3 protein-coding genes and 1 tRNA gene are annotated in these 3,714 nt (G+C 55.5%); 2 read left to right on the plus strand and 2 right to left on the minus strand.

Annotated features, from left to right (window positions below; translation table 11 throughout):
* Positions 1–275: 275 nt before the first annotated feature.
* Positions 276–352: transfer RNA gene (locus QLG10_RS07825), tRNA-Arg, on the minus strand.
* A 581-nt stretch (positions 353–933) separates the two neighbouring features.
* Between QLG10_RS07825 and QLG10_RS07830 the strand changes: the two genes are divergently transcribed.
* The gene (locus QLG10_RS07830) at positions 934–1,260 is read left to right on the plus strand and encodes an Arc family DNA-binding protein (RefSeq protein WP_008066583.1); all 327 of its coding nucleotides are present in this window, start codon (positions 934–936) and stop codon (positions 1,258–1,260) included.
* Positions 1,261–1,360: 100 nt separating this feature from the next.
* Here the strand turns inward: QLG10_RS07830 and mgtE are convergent, their stop codons facing one another.
* A complete protein-coding gene (gene mgtE, locus QLG10_RS07835; protein ID WP_020800785.1) occupies positions 1,361–2,803 on the minus strand; it encodes a magnesium transporter in 1,443 nt (480 codons plus the stop codon).
* Positions 2,804–3,124: 321 nt separating this feature from the next.
* Between mgtE and QLG10_RS07840 the strand changes: the two genes are divergently transcribed.
* Positions 3,125–3,640, plus strand: coding sequence for a cell envelope protein SmpA (locus QLG10_RS07840; protein ID WP_248679528.1), 516 nt, complete (start codon positions 3,125–3,127; stop codon positions 3,638–3,640).
* Positions 3,641–3,714: the final 74 nt, after the last annotated feature.

Genomic DNA, 3,714 nt, shown 5'->3' on the forward strand with positions numbered 1-3,714 from the left:
GAAGTGGGGCGAATTATAGGCTTCCAGAATCTGCCGTCAAGCATTGATTTGGTTTCCTGGCAAAAAGGTACTTGATACAGAAGTAGTCGCCCTTTCCACTATATAGAAGAGCCCAAACCGGAAAGGATGGCCGGGTCCTGCCACATATATGAAAAAAGCCCTGCCAGATACGCGTCTGAGCAGGGCCTTTTTATGCCGGAAGCAGCCCATGTGCACCCGCCCGCCCCCATAAAGGCCTGGAGCGAAATTCATGAACTGCTGAAGACTTGATTGAATGGTGTCCCAGGGCAGGTTCGAACTGCCAACCTTCCCCTTAGGAGGGGGATGCTCTATCCAATTGAGCTACTGAGACACAAGATGCCCGCGAAGAGACGCGTAGCGATAGACGGCGAGCATGTTAACGGGCGAACCTGCCTTTGTCATGTCATGCGTAGGCTTTTTAAGTGTAGGCAGATGTCACGCGAACGCTCGAAGGTTTGACGAGCGATCAGAAGCGAACCAGCGCCTGCGCCTCCAACGAAGCCCACCCCCACGGAAAATCGACCTGCCACCCATCCCAAATGAGCCTCGTCATACGACTGACACTAGTAAATCGGCCATTTGCCACTATCCTGTACAGATAAGGAACAGTGATCGAATTCGCATGGGATGCCCCTCGGCTTTTTCAAGAGTTCTGCGGGCAAAGGACGCGGCCAGAGACACGGACCCGGTGCTGTTTTGAAAACCAGTCCGCATTTCTGACAATTGGTGCTGGCATAACGCCTTTAGTCAGCTCAATATTTGTCACAGAATTGACGCCAATGAACTGGCGAGTTTGAGGCATGATGCGTGCCTCTACCAATTCAGGTTGAACATTTGGCCAGAGCGCTTGTCCTATCTGACATCCTGCGGCCAATCCCGAGAACCGCTCCCCTGAACTAACCGGTTAAATATATGCGCCCATTGAAACAGGCAATTTATTCCAGCCGTACGGCTGACAAGTTCGTCGTACGTCTGCCAGACGGAATGCGTGAACGCATTGCCGAGGTGGCTCGCAATCATCATCGCAGCATGAACTCCGAGATCATTGCGCGCCTGGAGCAGAGTCTCATTCAGGAAGGCGCACTGGGCGAAGAGCTGAGCATGCGCCTGGACAGCCCGGAGCTGTCATTGCACGAGCGCGAACTGCTTCAGCGTTTCCGCCAACTCTCTCACCGCCAGCAAAATGCGCTTGTTTCACTGATCGCCCATGATGCCGAAATGACTGCAGACGCCTCCTGATTCATCCCCGCAAGTTCAAGCCAGCCTGATCGCTGGCTTTTTTTTGCCTGAAATCTGGCAAAAAAAAACCCGCCGTAGGGCGGGTTTTGGAACAAGTTCCTCAGAGCAGGAAAATCGTTGCCAGCCCGAGGAAGATAAAGAAGCCACCACTATCGGTCATGGCGGTAATCATCACACTCGCCCCCATGGCAGGATCACGCCCAAGCCGCGCCAGCGTCATCGGGATCAAGACCCCCATCAATGCCGCCAGCAATAGATTGAGGGTCATGGCAGCGGTCATTACCACACCGAGCGACCAGCTGCCATACAGCAGGTAGGCAACTACGCCAATGACTCCCCCCCAAATCACGCCGTTGATCAAGGCAACCGCCAGCTCCTTGCGCATCAGACGCGAAGTGTTACCTGTACTCACCTGGTCCAGCGCCATGGCCCGAACGATCATGGTGATGGTCTGGTTGCCGGAATTACCGCCGATACCTGCAACGATGGGCATCAGGGCCGCCAGCGCCACCAGCTTCTCAATGGAACCTTCGAACAAACCAATCACCCGGGAAGCAACAAATGCGGTGATCAGGTTTACTGCCAGCCAGGCCCAACGGTTGCGCAGGGACTTCCAGACCGACGCAAAAATATCCTCTTCTTCTCGCAGACCTGCCATGTTGAGAACTTCGTTTTCGCTCTCCTCACGAATCAGGTCGACCATTTCATCGATGGTCAGACGGCCGATCAGCTTGCCGTTCTTGTCGACGACGGGGGCCGAAATCAAGTCGTAACGCTCAAACGCCTGGGCAGCATCGTAGGCTTCTTCATCCGGATGGAAACTCACCGGATCGCTGGCCATGACCTCGGAAACCTGCTTATCCGGATCGTTGACCAGCAAGCGCTTGATCGGCAGCACGCCCTTGAGCACGCCGTCGTAGTCAACCACGAACAATTTGTCGGTATGACCTGGCAGCTCCTTGAGACGCCGCAGGTAGCGCAGGACCACTTCGAGACTGACATCCTCACGGATGGTGACCATCTCGAAGTCCATCAGCGCGCCGACCTGATCCTCATCATAGGACAACGCCGAGCGCACACGCTCGCGCTGCTGAGCATCGAGGGTCTCCATCAGCTCATGGACGACATCTCGTGGCAGCTCGGAAGCCAGGTCGGCCAGCTCGTCGGCATCCATGTCCTTGGCTGCAGCCAGGAGCTCGTGATCGTCCATGTCGGCGATCAGGGTTTCACGAACCGAATCGGATACTTCGAGCAGGATGTCGCCGTCGCGATCAGCCTTGACCAACTGCCAGAGCGTCAGGCGGTCATCCAGTGGCAGGGCTTCAAGAATATAGGCGACGTCGGCGGAGTGCAGGTCATCGAGCTTGCGTTGCAGCTCAACGAGATTTTGCCGGTGAACCAGGTTTTCGACTCGATCCTGATTCGGACCTTCCTGGCGATGAGTCAGGTCTTCAACCACTCGCTGGCGCTGCAGCAGCTCAACAACTTGAGCCAGGCGGTCCTGCAAGCTTTCCTGCGTTTTCTTTACTTCTACTTCAGACATAGGCGAACTCCACTCCCAGCAGCGGGGTGCGCCGGAAGGATCAATCAGTCAATTCATGATTGGAAAATCGGGGTATTGAGTAACTACTGGGTAAGTCCATGGAGGTAATCCAAAAGCCCCGGCGGGGCTGACGGGCGCAATCATACACCGACTGACGGCTTAAAACGTTAAAAAATCGCGGCTGAAACAAGCGCTTGCGAAACAATCCTGAGTGCGCGCCTGATACATGAAAGTGCGACGACTCATCTCGAAAAAAAAACACACTGGCGATCAAACATGCAGGCGCTAGTCTTGATCGGTAGCCGTCACGGAGGACGCGCAATGCCATCGAGATTATCCCGCCTGGGGCTCGCCACCCTGCTCTACCTGCCGCTGGACGCACCCGGCGCAACGGTTAACCGCTGCGAAGCGCCTGACGGGCGCATCACCTTTACCACGACAAACTGCGCCATCGACGAAAGCCTTTCCTACCAGAGGGTGAGCCCCTACCGGCCCGGCACGATTATCCCACTTGCGCCGCAACAGCAGCGGCAAACATCGAACCTGAAAATCGATCACCGCGATCCATTGGTTGTCGGCCAGGCAGTAGACAAATGTGCAAACTTGATCAGCGCCAGCGAGCGCCGCGCAGCAATCATCAATCAGCGCGTGATCGCCGGCATGACCCAACAGGATGTTGAAAGCGCTCTGGGCAAGCCAGACAAGATCAGCATTCGAAACTCAAGCAGCCACTACCACTACCAGACCAAGCGAGGTCGAAGCGCCAGCATCGAGTTTGACGAAAGAGGATGTACGAAGGGAAAAGCCAAATCCCAGACGGCAAAAAGCCCGCTTTAAAGGCGGGCTTTTTGTTTGTATGGTGCACTCGACAGGATTCGAACCTGTGACCGCTCGGTTCGTAGCCGAGTACT

The sequence above is a fragment of the Pseudomonas sp. V98_8 genome, assembly GCF_029967975.1.
Taxonomy (GTDB): domain Bacteria; phylum Pseudomonadota; class Gammaproteobacteria; order Pseudomonadales; family Pseudomonadaceae; genus Aquipseudomonas; species Aquipseudomonas umsongensis.

Excerpts from the sequence above, each read along its gene's own strand:
- QLG10_RS07830 (WP_008066583.1), top strand. The coding sequence starts at position 934 with ATGCGCCCATTGAAACAGGCAATTTATTCCAGCCGTACGGCTGACAAG.
- QLG10_RS07840 (WP_248679528.1), top strand. The coding sequence starts at position 3,125 with ATGCCATCGAGATTATCCCGCCTGGGGCTCGCCACCCTGCTCTACCTG.
- mgtE (WP_020800785.1), bottom strand. The coding sequence starts at position 2,803 with ATGTCTGAAGTAGAAGTAAAGAAAACGCAGGAAAGCTTGCAGGACCGC.